The 19,395-nt window shown below is 54.7% G+C and carries 17 protein-coding genes; 15 read left to right on the top strand and 2 right to left on the bottom strand.

Features of this window, described 5'->3' with window-relative positions; genetic code table 11:
* Positions 1-24: 24 nt before the first annotated feature.
* Complete coding sequence (locus R2A130_RS08225) at positions 25-483, top strand: tripartite tricarboxylate transporter TctB family protein (RefSeq protein WP_009464586.1); 459 nt, start codon at positions 25-27, stop codon at positions 481-483.
* A 4-nt stretch (positions 484-487) separates the two neighbouring features.
* Positions 488-2,023: a tripartite tricarboxylate transporter permease gene (locus tag R2A130_RS08220; RefSeq protein WP_009464585.1), complete on the top strand. Its 1,536-nt coding sequence runs from the start codon at positions 488-490 to the stop codon at positions 2,021-2,023.
* 54 nt (positions 2,024-2,077) lie between these two features.
* Here the strand turns inward: R2A130_RS08220 and R2A130_RS08215 are convergent, their stop codons facing one another.
* Entirely contained in the window at positions 2,078-2,473 is a 396-nt protein-coding gene (locus tag R2A130_RS08215) for a RidA family protein (protein ID WP_009464583.1), read from the bottom strand.
* A gap of 128 nt (positions 2,474-2,601) precedes the next feature.
* Between R2A130_RS08215 and R2A130_RS08210 the strand changes: the two genes are divergently transcribed.
* Complete coding sequence (locus R2A130_RS08210) at positions 2,602-3,282, top strand: YafY family protein (RefSeq protein WP_009464582.1); 681 nt, start codon at positions 2,602-2,604, stop codon at positions 3,280-3,282.
* A 56-nt stretch (positions 3,283-3,338) separates the two neighbouring features.
* On the opposite strand, the gene R2A130_RS08205 is transcribed toward R2A130_RS08210, so the two are convergent.
* A complete protein-coding gene (locus R2A130_RS08205) occupies positions 3,339-4,244 on the bottom strand; it encodes a LysR family transcriptional regulator (RefSeq protein ID WP_009464581.1) in 906 nt (301 codons plus the stop codon).
* Between the two features lie 101 nt (positions 4,245-4,345).
* Here R2A130_RS08205 and R2A130_RS08200 point away from each other — a divergent pair, with 101 nt between their 5' ends.
* The 12 genes from R2A130_RS08200 (at position 4,346) to R2A130_RS08145 (ending at position 19,023) form a co-directional block, all read left to right on the top strand.
* Entirely contained in the window at positions 4,346-5,389 is a 1,044-nt protein-coding gene (locus tag R2A130_RS08200; protein ID WP_009464580.1) for a D-cysteine desulfhydrase, read from the top strand.
* A 73-nt stretch (positions 5,390-5,462) separates the two neighbouring features.
* Positions 5,463-6,428 carry a glycine betaine ABC transporter substrate-binding protein gene (locus R2A130_RS08195; protein ID WP_009464579.1) on the top strand — a complete coding sequence of 322 codons (966 nt, stop codon included), beginning with the start codon at positions 5,463-5,465 and terminating at the stop codon, positions 6,426-6,428.
* 96 nt (positions 6,429-6,524) lie between these two features.
* Positions 6,525-7,589, top strand: a complete 1,065-nt coding sequence (locus R2A130_RS08190; protein WP_040305488.1) for a glycine betaine/L-proline ABC transporter ATP-binding protein — start codon at positions 6,525-6,527, stop codon at positions 7,587-7,589.
* Positions 7,586-9,157, top strand: a complete 1,572-nt coding sequence (locus tag R2A130_RS08185; protein WP_009464577.1) for a proline/glycine betaine ABC transporter permease — start codon at positions 7,586-7,588, stop codon at positions 9,155-9,157. Before R2A130_RS08190 ends, R2A130_RS08185 begins: the two co-directional genes overlap by 4 nt.
* 57 nt (positions 9,158-9,214) lie before the next feature.
* Positions 9,215-10,123: a LysR family transcriptional regulator gene (locus R2A130_RS08180; protein ID WP_009464576.1), complete on the top strand. Its 909-nt coding sequence runs from the start codon at positions 9,215-9,217 to the stop codon at positions 10,121-10,123.
* Between the two features lie 63 nt (positions 10,124-10,186).
* Positions 10,187-11,035: a putative hydro-lyase gene (locus tag R2A130_RS08175; protein ID WP_009464575.1), complete on the top strand. Its 849-nt coding sequence runs from the start codon at positions 10,187-10,189 to the stop codon at positions 11,033-11,035.
* Positions 11,036-11,121: 86 nt separating this feature from the next.
* Entirely contained in the window at positions 11,122-12,159 is a 1,038-nt protein-coding gene (locus R2A130_RS08170; protein WP_009464574.1) for a TRAP transporter substrate-binding protein, read from the top strand.
* A 39-nt stretch (positions 12,160-12,198) separates the two neighbouring features.
* Positions 12,199-12,744: a TRAP transporter small permease subunit gene (locus R2A130_RS08165; protein WP_009464573.1), complete on the top strand. Its 546-nt coding sequence runs from the start codon at positions 12,199-12,201 to the stop codon at positions 12,742-12,744.
* Positions 12,744-14,027, top strand: a complete 1,284-nt coding sequence (locus R2A130_RS08160; RefSeq protein WP_009464572.1) for a TRAP transporter large permease — start codon at positions 12,744-12,746, stop codon at positions 14,025-14,027. The genes R2A130_RS08165 and R2A130_RS08160 overlap by 1 nt, the downstream gene beginning before the upstream one ends.
* 634 nt (positions 14,028-14,661) lie before the next feature.
* Positions 14,662-16,362 (top strand): phytanoyl-CoA dioxygenase family protein, encoded by a 1,701-nt coding sequence (locus R2A130_RS08155; protein ID WP_009464571.1) that lies wholly within the window; start codon positions 14,662-14,664, stop codon positions 16,360-16,362.
* Between the two features lie 18 nt (positions 16,363-16,380).
* Positions 16,381-17,937, top strand: a complete 1,557-nt coding sequence (locus R2A130_RS08150; protein ID WP_198008682.1) for a class I SAM-dependent methyltransferase — start codon at positions 16,381-16,383, stop codon at positions 17,935-17,937.
* A gap of 57 nt (positions 17,938-17,994) precedes the next feature.
* A complete protein-coding gene (locus R2A130_RS08145; protein WP_009464569.1) occupies positions 17,995-19,023 on the top strand; it encodes a phosphotransferase in 1,029 nt (342 codons plus the stop codon).
* Positions 19,024-19,395 lie beyond the last annotated feature (372 nt).

Here is a 19,395-nt window from a genome sequence, read left to right as displayed (position 1 = left end):
CAAACCATTTGGGAGGATGGACGGATGGCTTTGTCCAAAGACCGTATCGGCGGCTTGCTGATGCTAACGTTTTGTCTGATCTACGCTTGGCAAAGCCAGAACATCAAACTGTTGCCGTTCCAGTTGAACTCCTCCTTCCACGCCCGCACAATGCCAGAAGTTTTGGCCGTGCTAGGCGTCGGTCTTTCTGTGCTTGTGATCGCTTTTCCAAGCGATAAGGAACGCTTCACACTGACGGGTCAGAAGCTTGGTCTCGGCCTAGCCTTTCTGGCACTTATGTCAGCCTACGGGCTGGCCGTTCGCCCCGCCGGTTTCCTGCTATCGACATCGCTGTTCCTGACGATCGGCTTCGCCATGTTGGGCGAGCGCAGCATCGCAAAGCTGCTGCTGGTTGCGGTGCCGCTGGTGGTCTCTTTCTGGGTTTTGATGAACTATGGCCTGAGCGTCTTCATCGAACCGCTTCCTGCGTTTCTGAGAGGCTGAACCGATGATTGATGGCATCCTCATCGGCCTATCCACGGCCTTCACATTTCAAAACATCATCTTCGTCGTCATGGGCTGCCTCGTTGGCACATTCATCGGCATGTTGCCGGGCCTCGGACCAATGTCGGCGATTGCATTGATGATCCCTGTCGCTGCCAGTTTAGAGCCCTCGGCCGGTATAATCCTTATGGCTGCAGTCTATTACGGCGCAATCTTCGGCGGTTCGACGTCTTCCATTCTCATCAACGCGCCGGGTGTGGCCTCCACGGTTGCGACATCCTTCGACGGCTACCCGATGGCGAAACAAGGGAAGGCGGGCAAAGCGCTCGCTATCGCCGCCTATTCGTCATTTTCCGGCGGTGTAATTGCAGCGCTCTTGCTGCTGATCGCCGCGCCGTATCTGGCATCCGTATCGCTCTCGTTTCAATCGACCGACTATTTTGCGCTTATGGTGCTCGGCCTCTCCGCAGTCGCCGCATTTGCGGGCAAAGGCGAAGTGCTGAAGGCGCTACTAATGACGGTGGTCGGCCTCATGCTATCTACCGTGGGCACTGACCAGACCGTCGGCGTGCCCCGCTTCACTTTGGGCATGATCGACCTCGTTGATGGCATATCATTCCTACTGCTGGTCATGGCAACATTCGCACTGTCGGAAGCTTTGATGGCTATCATCAAGAAGGTGGACGAATCCAAACGCGAAGCCGAACGTAAGGCCGCCTCCGAACTCGGCTCAATGAAAATCACCAAAGAAGAGGTGAAGGAAATGGTGCCGGTGATCGGGCGTTCGTCCGTCCTCGGCTTCATCATCGGTGTGTTGCCCGGCGCTGGTGCAACCATTGCCAGTTTCCTCGCCTACGGCACGGAACAGCGCATTGCTGGTCCGGTGAAGGGGAAGGAATTCGGCAAGGGTTCCGTTCGCGGGTTGGCCGCTCCTGAAACCGCAAACAACGCAGCTGCAACAGGTTCCTTCGTTCCTCTTCTGACCTTGGGCATTCCAGGCTCAGGCACAACCGCCATAATGTTGGGCGCACTTATCGGCTACGGCATCCAACCTGGACCGCGCCTTTATATCGACCAGCCGGACGTCTTTTGGTCGGTCATCATTTCCATGTGGCTGGGCAACATCATTCTGCTGGTTTTGAACCTGCCGCTGATCCCGCACATCGCCCGCGTTCTTGCGATCCCCGCCCGCTTTCTGCTGCCGCTCATTCTGTTCTTCTCACTCATCGGCGTCTATTTCGTGTCCTTCAACACTTTCGACATTCAACTCATGGTGCTGTTTGGACTGGCGGCCACGATCCTGCGGCTTCTATCGTTCCCCATGGCACCAATGATCCTCGGCTTCATTCTCGGTGGCATGATGGAAGAGAACCTGCGCCGCGCACTTCTTATCAGCGATGACTCGTGGTCATTCCTGTGGGAGCGCCCGCTGACGCTTTCCATCCTGCTAATCGCAGCAGCGTGCCTGTTCGTGCCGATGCTGTCGCCGGTGATCGCGAAAATGCGCAGCAAGACGCAGGATGCGCCTTCAGCAGATTGAGCCTGAACAAAATGGGGTGACTGAACGCCCAGCCGCCCCATTCATTAGGCCGATCTAGTCTGCCGCAGTAGCCTCAATCTCGAACATCAATTCGGGAAGCGCCAACCGCGTAACACCGAGCAATGTTTGCGGCGGGGCAACACCCGCTGGCCCAAAGCACATACCCATCAAATCGAAGTTCTTCAGTGCTTCATCCACGTCAGTGGTAGCGATGTTCAGACGGATGACGTTTGCCAAACTCATGCCAGCGGCTTCCAGAACCGCTTCCAGATTGTCCAACGCAAGCGCAATCTGCTGACGCATGTCACCGGCATGTTGCGGCTTGCCTTCAGCATCCACCGAAGTCTGGCCAGCGCATATCAACTGTCGCTTGTTGCCCTCAACGATCTCCGCCTGATTGTAGCCAACGTGCAAAGACCAAGGCCAAGGGTTCACTGGTGTTCTGTTCATAGGACTATTCCTCATCAAAAGTGCGATCGCCTGATTGGCGAATAAGCTCTTCCTAAAGACACCCTACTGACAGCATAGTGTCAGTAGTCTTTGCAGCGACAAAATTTAACCAAGCCGGAAGTAGCCCCATGAGAAGAGCGGACAGATTAATCCGTATCGTCCAATTTCTACGTTCTCGCAGTCGCGCGGTAACGGGCCAGCAGATTGCCGATGAGTTCGGCATCTGCACCCGTACCGTCTATCGCGACATGCAGGCGCTGATGGACTCGCATATCCCAATCAGCGGTGAAGCAGGCGTGGGGTATGTGATCGACAAGCGTTACTACATGCCACCAGTCGCCTTCGACATGGACGAATTGGAAGCAATTGGTCTGGGCATCGCTATGGTTCGGCAATGGACGGATGACGAGTTCGCGCAGAAGGCCATGAACGCCTTCGACAAAATACAAACTGTTCTTCCCGCAGAAATCCAAAGTGAGATGCAGCAGATCACGACCTACTCCATTCCCGATGCAAACCTAGTGCCATGGACCGTGAGTTTCTCGCACTTGCGGGAATGCATCCGCGAGCATCGAAAAATTGGTATCACTTATACAGATGAGCGCGGCAGGGAGTCAGCACGAACTTTGCGCCCGCTGGCCCTCATTTTCGCAACGCCGGTTTGGGTGCTGGCCAGTTGGTGCGAAACGCGCCGCGATTTTCGCAACTTTCGGCTGGACCGTATAGGTAAATTGGAAGCGTCTGACGACATATTCGACGACGAAGAAGACAAGGGGTTGGAAGCATTCAAGGCAGCCGACGCATTCTAGTTGAGCGACTGAGAACTGTCTGCCGTCAGCAGCACGACTTTGGTGAAACTCAACTGCTAGAGTTTGCTTTGTAGAAAAGTCCAAAGCTTCACCGCTTGGTCTCTTGCGCCATCGACATCGCGGTAGAGCTTGATTGCCATTGGAACCTGCAAGGCCCACGATCCAGCCACCACCAAGACACCTGCTGCCAGATCTGGAGCAACGAGACTTCGAGGCAACCAGGCAATGCCTGCGCCATCACGCGCACGAATGCGTAGAGCCCCAGCCATGCTGTTTTCATAAACAACCTTGAGGCGACCGGAATTTTCCAGCTCGCTGACAATCGGAGCTAAGTGCCCTGCCATTGGCGCATGCGTATCAAAACGTAGCCACGGGACATTTTCATCCGCTTCCTTATCAAGTGAAAAAACAGGAGTTCCATCAGGCGATGGTTTCGACACCGGCAGCAACTCGTCCCGCCCGATATCCAGTGATTGCAGCCCTTCATTGTCTGCAAGTCCTCGCGAGTTTGCGCTCTCATAGCTGAGAATAAAATCAGCCTGCCCGTTCTCCAAAGCTTCCAGACAACGCGGAAGATCATCTACCCGCAGGCTGGATGGAAAAGCACCGAAACCGTCCTCAAGTCCGTTCAACCAATCAGGAAAAAACCGCCAGCCGATTGAATGAGGAACAGCAAACGTCACCACCTGTTTGTCAGTCACGCCAAGCGCCTCACGAATTGTATTGCGCTCGTTGTCCAGATGCTCGCGAGCACGCCTGCCTGCATGCAAAATTTGCTCGCCTGCTGGCAGCAGATGAACAGGCTGGCGGGAGCGATCAACCAACGCAGCACCCACCCATTCTTCCAGCGCCTTGATGCGCCGGCTGAAGGCTGACTGGCTGAGGTGACTCAGTTTTGCAGCACGAGAGAAATTGCCCGTTTCGGCAAGATGGTCGAGATCGCGGAGCCAGTCGAATTGCATAGTTATGCGTTTCTTGCATGATGTTAGGTGAACATGACATTGGACCTAGCTTGGCACCCGTGACTAGTCTTCACATCAGAAAAGCGCGACACGGATTTACGATGAACACCACCGCCCCAACTTCAGCATCGGCTGATGGTTTGAACATAGATAGGTTCGAACGCGTCTCGCTCGGCCATCTCATGACAGAGATAGAAGCCATGCCCCGTCTGTCGGCGCATCTCGGCGGACCAAATTTGTTCATCAAGCGAGACGACTGCACCGGCCTTGCAACCGGCGGTAATAAAACCCGTAAGCTGGAATTTCTTGTAGGTGAAGCTGTAGCTGAAGGCGCAGACATGCTGGTCACGCAAGGCGCGGTTCAGTCCAACCACGTTCGCCAGACAGCGGCAGCTGCCTGTAAAGTGGGCATGAAATGCCATGCCCTTTTGGAACGGCGGGTGCCTAAGCACGACGATAATTACGAAAGCTCCGGCAACGTATTTCTCGATAAGCTGTTCGGTGCGACCCTAGAACATCGTCCAGCCGGTCTTGATATGAATGCCGAAGCAATGGCCGTGACCGAAAAGCTGCGTAGCGAAGGACATAAGCCCTATTTCATTCCCGGTGGTGGCTCCAACCCCACCGGCGCGCTGGGTTATGCTGTTTGCGCTGAGGAAATCGTGGCGCAAGAAAACGATCTCGACAAACCCTTCGATTGGCTCGTCATGGCCACCGGTAGCACCGGTACTCATGCGGGTCTGTTGGCGGGTTTCCAGATGCTGAACCGCGATCTTCCTATTATGGGGATCAGCGTACGTCAGCCGCGCGAAAAACAGATCGCTGCTGTTCACGGCCTAACGCAGCGCACGCTTGCCAAGCTCGGCGGCACCGAAATAAGCGAAGACAAGGTCATCGTCGATGATGGTTACGTTGGCGAGGGCTACGGCATACCCGCCGGCAGTACTATCGAAGCAATCCACCTATCGGCCCGTCAGGAAGGCTTGCTGCTTGACCCTGTCTATTCGGCAAAAGGAATGGCTGGTCTTATCGGGCTTGTGCGCGATGGGTTTTTCAAGCCCACTGACAATGTTCTATTTCTGCACACAGGCGGCTCGTCAGCGCTGCCCGCTTATGAAGAAACTCTGTTGAGCCGCACCGGCTGAACGCTTGCGAATTGAACCCGGCCGTTTGGTCGGGGTCCAGGACTGAAAATCTAAAACCAACCGGAGAAACATCATGAAAACTTCCATGAGAACGCTCACTGCAGCCATAACGCTGTCCCTACTCAGCACCACAGCTTTCGCAGCTGAAAAAGTATCCATCGGCGTACCGTCTTGGACCGGCGCGCAGGCCGTTGCGCATCTGCTGGCTGAAGTGGTCACCAGCCGCATCGGCGGTGAGGCAGAACTTGTACCGGGCAACAATGCCACGATTTTCCAAGCGATGGATCAGGGCAAAGGCGACATCGACGTGCACCCGGATGTGTGGCTTCCCAACCAGGAAAGCTTCACGAAGAAATATGTCGATGGAGCAGGCACCGTTCAGCTCTCCTCCAATCCATACGAAGGCAATCAGGGCTTCTGCGTTTCCAAAAACTTCGCTGCTGAAAACAAAGTGACTGACATCGCTGATCTTGGCCGCCCAGACGTTGCTGCCAAAATGGACAGCGATGGCAACGGCAAAGGCGAAATGTGGATTGGCGCACCGGGTTGGGCTTCGGCCAACGTCAACGAAGTCAAAGTGCGCGACTATGGTTTGGGTGACTTCATCGAGCCTATCCGAGCAGAAGAAGCTGTCAAAACTGCCCGCGTGAAAGATTCAATTGCCAAAGGCGAAGGTTACGCTTTCTATTGCTACAAGCCCCACGCTATCTGGTACATGTTCGACGTAGAAATGCTCACCGAGCCTACATTCGACCCAGCTAACTACAAAATGGTGCAGCCTTCAGACTCACCTGACTGGTTCACCGATTCAAAGGTCGCCACCAAGGATGCGTTGAAGAACGTACAGATCGCTTGGTCCAAATCTCTGGCAGAACGTTCGCCGGCCATCGCCGAATTTTTCGACCGCTTCAAGCTGAGCGCCGATGATGTATCCAGCTTTGCCTACGAAATTTCCGGTAAAGGCCGCGAGCCGGGCGAAGTAGCGAAGGAATGGGTCGCCGCTAACTCCGATCGTGTTGACGGTTGGTTGGGCCTCTAGTCCTGCAATAACCTTTTCGGTGGCGGATGCCTTTACCATCCGCCACCGTTCAAATCCCAAGATAGCAAACCATGGAGTGGCCAGCCGGTGAGCGATATGCAGGCAGATCAGACAGCTCCGGTAGTTGAAGTTTCCAAGGTATGGAAGATCTTCGGCGCCAATGCCGACATCGCCATGAAGGCTGTTAAAGAAGAGGGCATCGGCAAGGCCGAGGTTCTTGAGCGCTATGGCGCGGTCGTCGGCGTCGCCGATGTCAGCCTGTCGGTCAACCGCGGCGAAATCTTCTGCGTCATGGGATTATCCGGCAGTGGGAAATCCACGCTGGTGCGCCATTTCAACCGCCTTCTGGACCCCACGTCAGGCACAATCTCTATTGAGGGCACCGACGTTACGTCCCTTGCTCCAGCCCCGCTGCGGGAATTTCGTAATCGCAAGATCGGGATGGTGTTCCAGAACTTCGCGTTGCTGCCCCACCGCTCGGTTCTCGATAATGTCGCCATGCCGTTGGAAATCCGCCAGCTAAACAAGAATGACCGAATGCGCCGCGCACGCGAAATTCTCGACATCGTGGACCTCGGCGCTTGGGGCAACAAATTCGCCCATGAACTATCGGGCGGCATGCAACAGCGCGTGGGCTTGGCCCGCGCACTAGCAGCCGACCCCGACGTGCTGCTGATGGATGAGCCCTTTAGCGCTCTCGACCCGTTGATTAGGCGTCAACTGCAGGATGAGTTCATTCGCCTGTCTAAGATTCTGAAAAAGACCACTATCTTCATCACCCACGACCTCGACGAGGCCGTCCGCGTTGGCGACCGTATCGCGATCATGCGCGATGGCCGGGTTGTGCAAATCGGCACCGCTGAAGAAGTGGTGATGAACCCCGCAGACGATTACGTCGCCGAATTCGTTGCCGGTATCTCGCGCCTGAAGGTTGTTCGCGCCCATGCTGTGATGCGGCCTGTCGCGCAGCATGAGGCCGAGGTCGGACCCGTTCCAGCTGACGCACCGCAAGTTGCAGAAAGCGAAGCCCTGTCCAAAATCATCCACATGGCCATCGCCGACGACGCACCCATTGTCGTCATGGATGAGGGACAATCTGTCGGGATCATCACCCGCCGCGACATCCTTCAAGTCGTCATCGACGGAACGGAAGTATCATGAGCGTGACCGACTTGGCTCCCGATTTAAAAGCTGAAACCACGATGGATGATGCAATCATCGTATCGGCAGAAAAGCTGGACGCGATTGCAGCGGAACGACGCGAAAAGGTCGCCGAATTTGTTCGTACCAATCCAGAGCGCTACGCCACCGAATTCCAGAAGATCGGCAGTCAGTCCGGTTTCACCGCCACTTTTAATTTTTTCGCAGCCCTGTTCGGCCCCATCTGGTTTGGCGGTCGCGGTTTGTGGAAATGGGCGGTGGGGTTCCTGATCGTTGAAACGATTGCCTTCGTTCAAATCGCCCGCGGCCTTTTCGGCGATCTCGCAATCGCTGCCCGCGAACGCATTGCCTCCATCGAAGGCACACTGGAACTGCGGCGCAGCCAGCTTGCAGCAGCTGAAGAGTCCGGTTCAGACAAGATTGATGTCTATCGCCGAACGGTGGAGTCGCTTGAAAGCGCAATCGGCGGCATACGGTTGGAGGCCGAGCAGATTGCAGATCAGGGCATCTGGATCGCCCTTGCCGGCTTCGCTATTTTGCTCATTGCCAAAATCGGCCAAGGACTCGTTGCCAACAGCGTGTTGGAAGCCCGTTTTTCCGACTGGCTATCCGACCCGGATGTGCCTTCAGGTATGCCAGTACAGCAGATCATTTTCAGCGCGGTCTTCTGCATCTTCATCGTTGCTGCAGCCGTGTTACATTATAGCTTTCCGGGCACGTTGCCCGCGCTATCAGAATTCCCAACGGACCCCTCCTTACGACTGGAGGCCATCTCCGGCGTGGAGGCTTTCTTTGCATGGGCCGTATCCAGCGGCGACGCATTGTTCGACTTCATCACGTGGTGCATCCGTCTGCTTTTGGACGCGCTGGAAACGGTGTTCGTTCAGACACCGTGGATCGTTGTGGCGAGCTTCATCATCCTGCTCACATGGTTGTCTGCGGGCGTCCGCCCTGCCCTTTGGTCAGGCGCGTTTCTGCTCTACATGGGGCTGCTGGGCTTTTGGGAAAAAGCGATGACGACGCTCGCGCTTCTTGGCACAGCCGCGTGCCTGTCCATCCTCATCGGCATTCCGCTGGGTATGTTATGCGCGCGCCGTCACCGGCTTTATGCGGTGATCCAGCCTATCATGGACTTCATGCAGACCATGCCCGCCTTCGTATTCATGATCCCGGTCATCGCGTTTTTCGGCACCGGCAAACCGGCAGCAGTCGTAACAACCATGATCTTCGGTGGCACTCCTGTCGTGCGCCTAACCGTGCTTGGCTTACGAGGTGTGCCTGAAGCCGTGCGCGAAGCTGCAATATCCTTTGGCGCATCGAAATGGTATTTGCTGACACGGGTCGATCTGCCTCTGGCTGCTCCATCAATCCGAGCAGGCATAAACCAGACGATCATGTTGTCCCTCGCCATGGTCGTGGTTGCATCGCTGATCGGTGCAAAAGGCCTCGGTGAAGATGTGCTTGAAGCGCTTCAATACGCCAATGTTGGCCAAGGTATTCTGGCCGGTTTCTCAATCCTCTTCTGCGCCATGATCCTAGACCGTATCGTGCAAGGCGCACGGAAGTAGAAGAAGGTCGAGGCGAGACATTTTTGATTTCAAACTTAGGCGTGATACGCGCTCACCATGAAAATCAGAAACCTCGACACCTTCTATTGGATCGCAAATCTGAACTCGTTTCGGGCAGCAGCAGAGCATCTAAACGTCACTCAGCCGGCAATCACCGCGCGTATTCAGGTTCTAGAACAGGACCTCGGAACAGCTGTCTTTCAGCGCGATACGCGCAATACGGAGTTGACAGCAGCCGGTCGTGATTTGCTGCCCTATGCCACCAAAATGATGGAGCTGGACCAGTCCGTCATCAACCGCTTCTCCGACACCACGACAGCAGAGCAGTCGGTGCGGCTTGGCGCCTCAGAAACTGTGGTCGGCAGTTGGCTGCCAGATTTCCTATCGAACTACGCGCAAATGCGGCCCAACCTCAGCTTCGATCTAACCGTCGATGCGACCAACAACTTGCGAAATGCCTTGGTCGCACGCGAATTGGATCTCGCATTTCTCATGGGCCCAATTGCCGAGGCAAGCATCGAGAATGTCGACCTTTGCGGATATGATATGGTCTTCGCTGCTGCGCCAAAAATCGCAATACAAAGCAGCTTATGGGACGCAGCATCGTTGGCAGATCAAGGCATTTTAACATTTTCCGCCAACACACGCCCCTACCGTTATCTGCGCGAATTGCTGTCTCCCCACACATCCGGCACATTGAAAATAACGAGCTCAACATCACTCGGCGCGATCGTGCGCCTTGCGTTGGTTGGCTACGGCATTTGCGCACTGCCTCGTGCAATCATTAGCGCCGAAATTGCGCGTGGCGATCTGGTCGAATTGAACGCCGAGCCGTCTTTACCGCCCATTCATTTCACATCCAGCCACGTTTCCGGCACACCCAACAGCAGCCTTGTGCAAGATATAGGCGTTAGCGCCGCCAAGTTTCTCGACCCCCAACTGATAAAAAATATTTATCAAAACTGAACAATTTTTTCGATTTGATTTTCAGCTTGGTCTCTTGCCTTTTAACAGCGGGAGGCTTGCAACATGCAAATTGCTGAGAAATTCAAGACAGGTGCAAAGCTTCGTGAAGAAGTCAGAGCCGCCCGTTTCAGCGGCCAGACTGCCGGGCAAGCGCCCAATTTCCTGCAGGGCAACGTTGTCATTCTACCGCGCGAACATGCGCAGGATTTTCTGCTCTACTGCGCCAACAATCCAAAGCCATGCCCGTTGATCGGCATCACACGCCCCGGTGAGGTCTCGATTCCAACTCTCGGCAATTTCGACATCAGAACCGATTTGCCGCGCTATCGCATTCATAACAGCGGCAAGCTTGAACGCGAGGTCACAGACATCGCCGACCTGTGGAACGATGATCTGGTGACCTTCGTGCTGGGCTGTTCCTTCACGTTTGAAGAGGCTCTCATGTCTCACGGCTATCCCGTTCGTCACATCGAGCAGGGAAGGAATGTACCGATGTTCAAGACGAATATCGACACAATGCCAGGGGGTATCTTTCACGGCCCGCTTGTCGTCACGATGCGCTCGTTTCCCGAGCATCAGATACCGGCGATCTTCGATTTATCCGCCAATTTTCCCCACGCCCATGGCACACCGATCTATTGGGGCGACCCTAAGAAAATCGGAATTACTGACTTCGGTGCGCCAGACTACGGCGATGCAGTCGATGTCCCCCCCGACGAAATTCCCGTGTTTTGGGCCTGCGGAGTAACGCCGCAAGCGGCCATCGAACGGGCAAAGCCGGAACTCTGCATCACCCATGCACCAGGCTGCATGTTGGTGACAGACATCCACTCCTCCGATGTGCCGGTGGTTATGCCGTCAATCCTAGATTTCACCGACCAAACAAGTGAGCCGCGCCGCGCCACCTCATGAGGTCAATCTTCGATGTACGGATCAACGCTGTGACAGCCCGTGCATCTTTTCAAACACCCACAGCACACCTGAAAGGGACGAACCCAATGAAGAAATTTCTCATCGCCTGCGCAGCTTCCGCAGCAATCGTTACCCCGACACTTGCCGAAGACCTTGCAGTCGTCGGCAGCTGGTCGAGCCTGCCGCTGCACAACGAGTATGAAGCGCCGTTCTGGGGCAAGACCCTGCCCGAAGCTTCCGGCGGCAAAATCAACACATCTGTGACCACCCACAACCAGATGAATCTTGGTGTCGGCGAAGTCTTCCGTCTTCTCGGACAAGGCGTGTTCGACGTTGGCATGACGGTTGGCGACTACGCGGTTGCAGACGCACCTGAACTGGAAGGTCTGGACGTTCCTCTCCTCGCGATGACCGCTGCTAAAGCGCAAGCCTCCGTAGAAGCTGCCCGCCCGATGGTGGAGGAAATTTTCAAGGTTCGCTTCAACTCACAGGTTCTGGCCATCGCGCCCTATCCGCCACAGGTTGTGTTCTGCAACAAAGCCGTCACCAAGCTGGATGATCTAAAGGGTTTGAAAATCCGCGCGTCCGGCCGCATGACCGCAAAATTTCTTGAAGCGCTCGGTGCTGAAGGTGTGAACGTCTCCTTCTCGGAAGTTCCCGGCGCGTTGCAAAAGGGTGTGGTCGATTGCGCCGTTACCGGTGCAGGTTCTGGCTACAGCGCGGGCTGGTGGGAAGTATCCACGCACCTGCTGACTATCCCACTGGGTGGATGGGATCCGGTGGTCACTGCGATCAATCTAGACAAATGGAACACTCTGGATGCTGAAACGCAGACGTTGATCCAGACGCAGGTCACAGAAAATTTCGAAGCACCAGCATGGGCATCTGCCCAAAACGCGCTGGCTAATGATATCGGCTGCCTCACCGGTAAAGGCGATTGCACCTCCGGTGACAAGCGCTCCATGACGTTGGTCGAAGCCACTGATGAGGATATCGCCAAGGCTCGCGGTATTCTGGAAGAACAGGTCCTGCCGGAATGGGCAGAACGCGCCGGTGGTGATTGGGCAAAACGCTGGAACGACAGTGTTGGCAAAGTCGTCGGTGTGGCGATCAAAACTCAATAACAGGCCCAAAAGTAACGGGGACAACTAAGGAGCGCCCAGATGGCGGAACGAATTCTCATAGGACTGCGCAGCTTGAACAGGGGCGTGGCAATCATCACCGGCGTCATGTTCCTCGCCTGCGCTGCGTTGGTCCTTGTCGACATCGTTCTTCGCCGTCTGGGCAATTCTCTCGGCGGTACCGACGAAATTTCCGGCTACGTGATGGCTATCGGTACCGCGTGGGGCATGGCTTATGCCCTGCTCGAACTCTCCCATGTCAGGATCGATTTCCTGCGCAGCAACACATCGACAAAATGGAAGGCCGTCTTCGATCTGGTGTCGATGTTTACGCTTGCTTCCACCGTATCGATCATCGCGGTCCAGTGCTGGCAGGTAGTTGCCGCAACGCTGAAGAATAATTCCCACGCGAACACGCCGCTGGAAACACCGCTGGCCCTCGTTCAGGTACCGTGGTTTGCGGGCTGGATTTGGTTCGCCATTATGGCGTGGCTAACTTTCATTGCGGCAATGGCGCTGGTGGCAAAGGGCGAGTTCCAGAAAGCCGAGAGCTTCACCGGAGTCTTTCCTGAAGTGGAGGGCGCGTAATGCTCGGCTTCATTTCTATCGGCCTGTTGGGTCTGCTCACACTCTCCATTCCCGTCGGCATTGTCCTTTTCCTGCTGGGCATTGGCATCGATCAATTCTTCACGCCTTTTCCGCTTCTGCGTGGGCTTGGGTCGATGGTCTGGTCCACATCCGAAAACGCAGCCCTTATCGCCATTCCCTTCTTTGTGCTGCTGGGCGAATTGCTGGTCCGCAGCGGCATCGCCGCGCGCACATATGAAGCGCTCGACCGCTGGGTATCGTGGCTTCCCGGCGGGCTGGTTCACGCCAACATCGCAACCGCAACCATGTTCTCCGCCACGTCCGGTTCGTCGGTAGCCACGGCAGCAACTGTAGCAACGGTTGCCATGCCACAAGCTGAAAAGCTGGGCTACGATCCCAAACTATTTTCTGGTGCTATCGCAGCAGGCGGAACGTTGGGCATCATGATCCCACCGTCGATCAATCTCATCGTCTATGGGTTCCTAACCCAGACTTCCATTCCACAGCTTTTCCTTGCTGGCCTGGTGCCAGGCATTTTGCTGGCGCTTCTGTTCATGGCGATGGTCGCTGTCATCTGTTCCATCCGCCCTGAATTGGGCGGCCAGAGACGAACTTTTCCCTTGCGTGAAATGATCATGGGCCTGGCTTCGCTAGGGCCGATCATCATCCTATTTTCGATGATCATCGGATCAATCTACAAAGGTTGGGCAACACCCACGGAAGCCGCTTCCGTCGGAGTTGGCGGAGCGTTCATTATCGCCGCGATGTTCGGCGCAGTATCGGTCAAAATGATAACGGAAGCGCTGGTCGGTACGGTCAAAATCACGTGCATGATCATGCTGGTCGTCATTGGCGCATCATTCCTGAACTTCACCTTATCCGCCGCCGGTTTGTCGAATGAGCTCAGCGCATTCCTTGCAAGTCTCGGTCTCGACCCGTTCTGGATGCTCATGGTCATCGTCGCCATGTATATCGTACTCGGATTTTTCATCGAAACGCTGTCGCTGATGGTCATCACTATTCCGATCGTCGTGCCGATTATTGTCAGCCTCGGCTATGATCCGATCTGGTTCGGCATCTTGATGATTGTTCTCATCGAAATGGCGCTTATTACACCACCTGTGGGCTTGAATCTCTACGTGGTTCAGGCCGCACGCAAGGGCGGCTCTATGTCCGAAGTGATGCTGGGCGCTATGCCGTTTGTACTCGCCATGTTGGCAATGGTCGCAGCGCTCATCGCGCTGCCTCAACTGGCACTCTATCTGCCTGGCGCGCTTCGTTGATCGCAAGATAGAACAACGCTTCCAATTTTACGCGGCTTGGTTGCAGTGTTGCAAACGCCGTTGTTTGAACGTGTCTCGTTTGATCCTTTCGCGTTCGAGTAGAGGCCTCGATCTGGCAACACCGTCGATATTGACTAAGCTAAGACCGCACACCTTGGCCCAAGCGATACGGTAGGCCATCACGTCGACCCACAGGAAGGTGAGTTCTGGCTATTTTCGTTCACAGACGATTGGGCAGGCACCAGATCATCTCAAAATTCACAATTTGCAATTCCGGAAAAGCCTATGGGATGTTCGTCGTCATATAGGTGCACGGGCCACGAAATTTAGTTCACCTCGCGGTTCAAGAGAACTGATCTCGAGCACGCAGCACCGCTAGCGGATGTCTAAAAAATGCTCTGCCTGCCCACATTAACCCGACTGTAATCGACTTATCCGATCCTGCAGGGAATTAGGGAAATGTGGATATTTCAAAATGTCGATTCAAGAGCAACGCTGCCTGGGGTGGGCACGTCTTTATTCCGGCCACAAAAACTCAAAAATGATATCGGATCATGCGTGGGCCAGTGTTTACCAGCTAGATGGCGGCGAATCCCGGTGCTTCCTCAAGACTTCGCCAACTGTTGATACTGGCTTGCAGACGCTTCACACGGCCTTGTCCAATACGGTTCCTGAACGGGTTCCCGAACTCTTGGCCAGTCGTCCAGATCGCGGATGGTACCTATTTGCAGATATTGACGGCACCAAATTCGCTCGTGATGCAAAACCGGAGGACCGCTACGATATTCTAAGCTGCTTTGCCGCCATCCAAGTCGGAATTCACGCTCAATATCCCAACATGGGTCACCGGCGATATCTTCCGACAAACGAACTCGTCGAAAATTTCTTCATGTTCGTGAACGGAGAAGAAATCGAAATTGCAGGTGATGGTAGTGCGAACCTTTCTCAATTGGTGGGTAGCGAAAAGGCTGAGGGGTATCGCGCGAAGTTGGGACCTCAGCGGGATCGGCTGCAGGAATTAGTTTCTCGCAGTGACAGCCTTCCAGTGCTTTTGGAGCACTGCGACTTGCGCACTTCTAATGCCATGCGTTGCGCTGACGGTTCAACCGTCATTTTCGACTGGGACGACGCGTTGCTTGCCCCGGCTGGCTATTCGCTCCACGCACAGTTTTCAGGTGCAGCACGCGTGTACAGGGCACTTCGTGCTGCGCCTGCTGCAATGGCAGGCACAGATAACCCCATCGCAAGCGACCTTGCGCAGGTGATGGCGTGGGCCACTCCGCTCATGAAAGCGGGTTTACTTGACGAGCGCGCGTTGCGCAGCGCGGTGCCATCTGCAGCGGTGGCTGGCGTCATGCACTATGTACTCGGCTTTGCAGATTATCCCCCTGTGGTACCTGATGGATCGTCCACCATCGCACGTAATATTACACGACGCCTGGACGACCTGGTGATGGTGCTGAAAATGTATGAGGCCTCGGTTGCACCGCCAGCCGACACTATCAAACAACCAACATCCCCAAAGGTAGAACCCGCGAAAACATCGCATTGGTCGAAGCTCGCGGTAACGTTTACCCAAACGGAGCGTGAGTCCGGCGATGTCGCTTCCACAAAGCTTGACGAGGCCGCAGAACTGTTCGGGCGCAACGGTACGCTCATCATGGAAAACGCTTTTTCCACCGCCCATATCGAACGGATGCGGGAAGCCTATCTATCACAATACGGCTCTTACCTGTCCTCCGCCAATCATGACGACACGCTTCGTGTAGGCGACAAGCGTTTCATGGTGACGCTTGCGATGAACGCACCTTTCGACGAGCCGGATTTCTTCGCCGCGAAGCCAATAATGCCGGTTGTAAAACGGCTGTTATCCGACGACGCGATCCTTGGTAGCTATACCTGCGTGACATCGCTTCCAGGGTCTAAAGACCAGCGAATGCACAAAGACCATTCGGCACTTTTCCCGGAAGCTGGCGAAATGGCGTTGCCGCCGTTTGCCATGACCATGATTGTCCCACTGGTCGATCTTACAGAAGAAACCGGCACGACACGTTTGGTGCCTGAAAGCCATCGCATCAGTTCAAGTGCGTCGAAATCGATGCCGCATGTAGATCCGCACCTTACAATTGGTTCGGCTTTCCTGATGGATTTCCGGCTGTCGCATCGCGGTCTTGCCAATCGTTCACTGCATCCGCGGCCAATCGTTTCGATGGTCTATCAACGGCCGTGGTTCCGCGACTATCTAAATTACGACAACCAAAGCCCCGTCGATCTTGCCGATCTCGATATCAGCAAGCTTTCGCCTGAACACGCCAAGCTTTTGAGCTGGCTTTAGCCTGAAATGAACAACATCATGACCACTAACATGCCCGACACCGAAGGCGAATACGTTCTCGATGCACCATACACCTGGTCGTATTTCGAGTATCAGAATCCGCTGAAAATGAGCTTCATTGCGAACCTGAACGGCTTTGCTGCACCGTCTGTCATAGATGATTTTAGCTATTGCGATCTTGGTTGCGGCAATGGGGTGAGCGTCAATCTTCTGGCCCCCATGTTCCCGACAGGTGATTTTCACGGTGTTGATTTCAACGCCGAACACATCGTCAACGCCAATGAACTGGCGACCGCAGGCGGGCTGAGCAACACCACATTCATTGATGCCAGCTTTGGCGACTACGCCGATGGCGATCCACCGATGTTCGATTTTCTTGCCCTGCACGGTATCTACAGTTGGGTGAGCGAGGATGTCCGTGTGCAGATCCGCGACCTGATCGACCGGACGCTGAAGCCGGGTGGGCTGGTTTATGTCTGCTACAACACTTTGCCCGGCTGGTCTGAGCTCATTCCTCTGTGGCGAATGATGCAGTCTTATTCCAATGCAGAATCTGGCACGTCGGTGGAGCGGGCACAAAAAGCTCTGCAGACAATTGCCGCTGTCCGTGATGGTGGAGCGCGTTATTTCAAGGACAACCCGTCAGCATCGACCTATCTCGATCGACTTATGGTGCGCGACCCCAACTACGTGGCGCATGAATTTTGCAACCAGATATTTGAACCGATGTATTTTGAAGATGTCGCCAACGGAATGAAGAACTTGGGCTTGGACTTTGCAGGCACAATGAAAACGCACCGCAACGACATCGACAACGTGTTATCGCCGGACCTGCAGACCTTTGCAGACTCAGCCGCTAACGAAACAGAAGCGGAAGCTCGCCGCAGTCTGATGCGCAACGAATTCTTCCGGCGTGATTTGTATATTCGGGACGGGCTGCGACTAACTCCTGATGAACGTAACCGTGCGCTGTCTGCTTATGAGCTGGGTGCAAAAAAACAGCTTGAACCTAAACGTAAGACGGCTTCGCTGGGAAGACGTACGCTTGATCTGCAAAGCTCCGAGGTTGCAGCACTTCGCACTAAAATGATGCGGGGCAGTCAAACGGTCGGACAGTTTATAGAGAAGGCCGCCTCGTCTGATTTGCAAGCAGCTGTGAACATCGCAATTGATCTAGTGGGCACCGAAGAGATCCAGCCCATCATGGAGACGATGAACCACGAACATCTCAGCGCGTCTGCAAGCTATAAGATGGCACATGCGATCAACCGCACATGCCTCGACCAAATTCTTGACGGCGAAGGTCGTTGTTACCTTATGGCACCAAAACTCGGCTGCGCTTACCGCGTCGGCTTCATGGAAGGGCGACTGTTAAAAGCCCTCAATGGCGTAACTTTCCAACAAGCCGTTGAGACAGTGGCGATAGAGATCGTAGAAGGAAATGATCCTTTCTGGGAGAAGCATGGATTTGGCGCGTCCGAAAAAGGCGTTGCCCGTCTTAAGCGTAAGGCAAACGAATTCTTCACCGGCAAACTAGCAGCACTCAATGCAGGCGGCGTAATCGAACAGGCATAGTCTTAGGTTGAACGACAGCTACCCTACGATCTGAATACCCACCAAGGAACGAAACACATGTCCGCAACAGGAAAATCGTCGTCCGAAGTGTTCAGTGAGGAAAGGTCGGATCAGGTAAAGCGGCTAAGCCGCAAGGTTTTCGGACGCTTGCCCGAGCGCGTTGCGTTTCCAGGCGGAACAAGCCGAACGGCCTTCATCGCCGACATGGGGGATGAGCGTTGCGTCTTCGCCAGACGTGAAAACAGCAACGATGCTCAGCTCGAGGGCATCGTATTAAAAGCTCTGGGTTCGACGGGCAAAGTGCCTCAACTGCGAGCGGTAGAGGATGACTGGGTGGTGCAGCAGTTCGTCACCGGCGAGCGGTTGCCCGTGGTCATGGACCGCACCGAGAACGCAGACGAGCGCGAGCGACTAACCGCAGATGCATTGGACAGTTTGCATGCCTTACATGAGGCTGCACGCACTGTTGGCTTGCAACACCGCGTGCCACGTATCGGCGTTGCCGATAACTGGCTTTGGAACCGCACAGGTGCTGCCAAGCGCATTTCTGTACTTGCAGGCATCGAAGCACCCGCGCTGGATCGTCACCGGTTAGTCCAGTTCATGAACGTCAAGCGCGACGAATTCGTTAAATGGGACGCAAGACCCGGTAATGCTATGGTCACCCCTTCTGGTTCGGTGTGGTTCGACTGGGAAGACTGCGGACGCAGCAAGGCATTGGACGATCTCGCCTTTGTGATTTGCGACGAGTGGTCCAACCTTACTGTCGAAGCAGAACAACGCTTGCTGAACAGCTATCTACCCGCTTTTTCCGGTTCGATGGATCGCAACAGAGCGCACCATTATCTTCGCAACTTCGGTATTACTCATATGTTGTTGCGCTTGCGGCTTGCGACAAAAAATTACCATCGCGACGATGAATGGTGGGATCGCGACTATTGCCTTGCCGGTGACAAGGTCGGCGTGACGGCCCAAGAGGTCTCTCGCCTGATCGACAGGTTGCAAAGATGGAGCGATGGTGTGGAAGAATGGGCACCACTTACGCCTTGGCTCTGCGCCGTACACGATCGCTACGGCCTAGGCTAATCCGTCCTTTTATTGGACCACTTCATTGAGAAATTTAAATTTCCGCCTGCATGGGCAGGAACGCAGCATCTACAGTTGATGGTTAATAACTAAAATTGTAAATATTCATATTACTTAGTTATGTTAATATCTAGAATTTTCCACAAACAAGAATCGCTTTGATATATTTGATTTTCATATTTCGAGGATCATTTCATGTTAGATAATCTCTATAATCAGTTCGATTGGTATGCCTTTGATGGCGGAGCCAGTGCTAACGACGAATACGCGGCCAGAAAAAAAGGGTCCGGCAAGGGCTCAGGCAAAGGTTCTGGCAAGGGCTCAGGTAAGGGCTCAGGTAAAGGCTCCGGCAAGGGCTCCGGTAAGGGTTCT

It is taken from the genome of Ahrensia sp. R2A130 (genome assembly GCF_000179775.1).
Lineage (GTDB): Bacteria > Pseudomonadota > Alphaproteobacteria > Rhizobiales > Rhizobiaceae > Pseudahrensia.
This window is presented reverse-complemented; position numbering and strand designations above follow the sequence as displayed.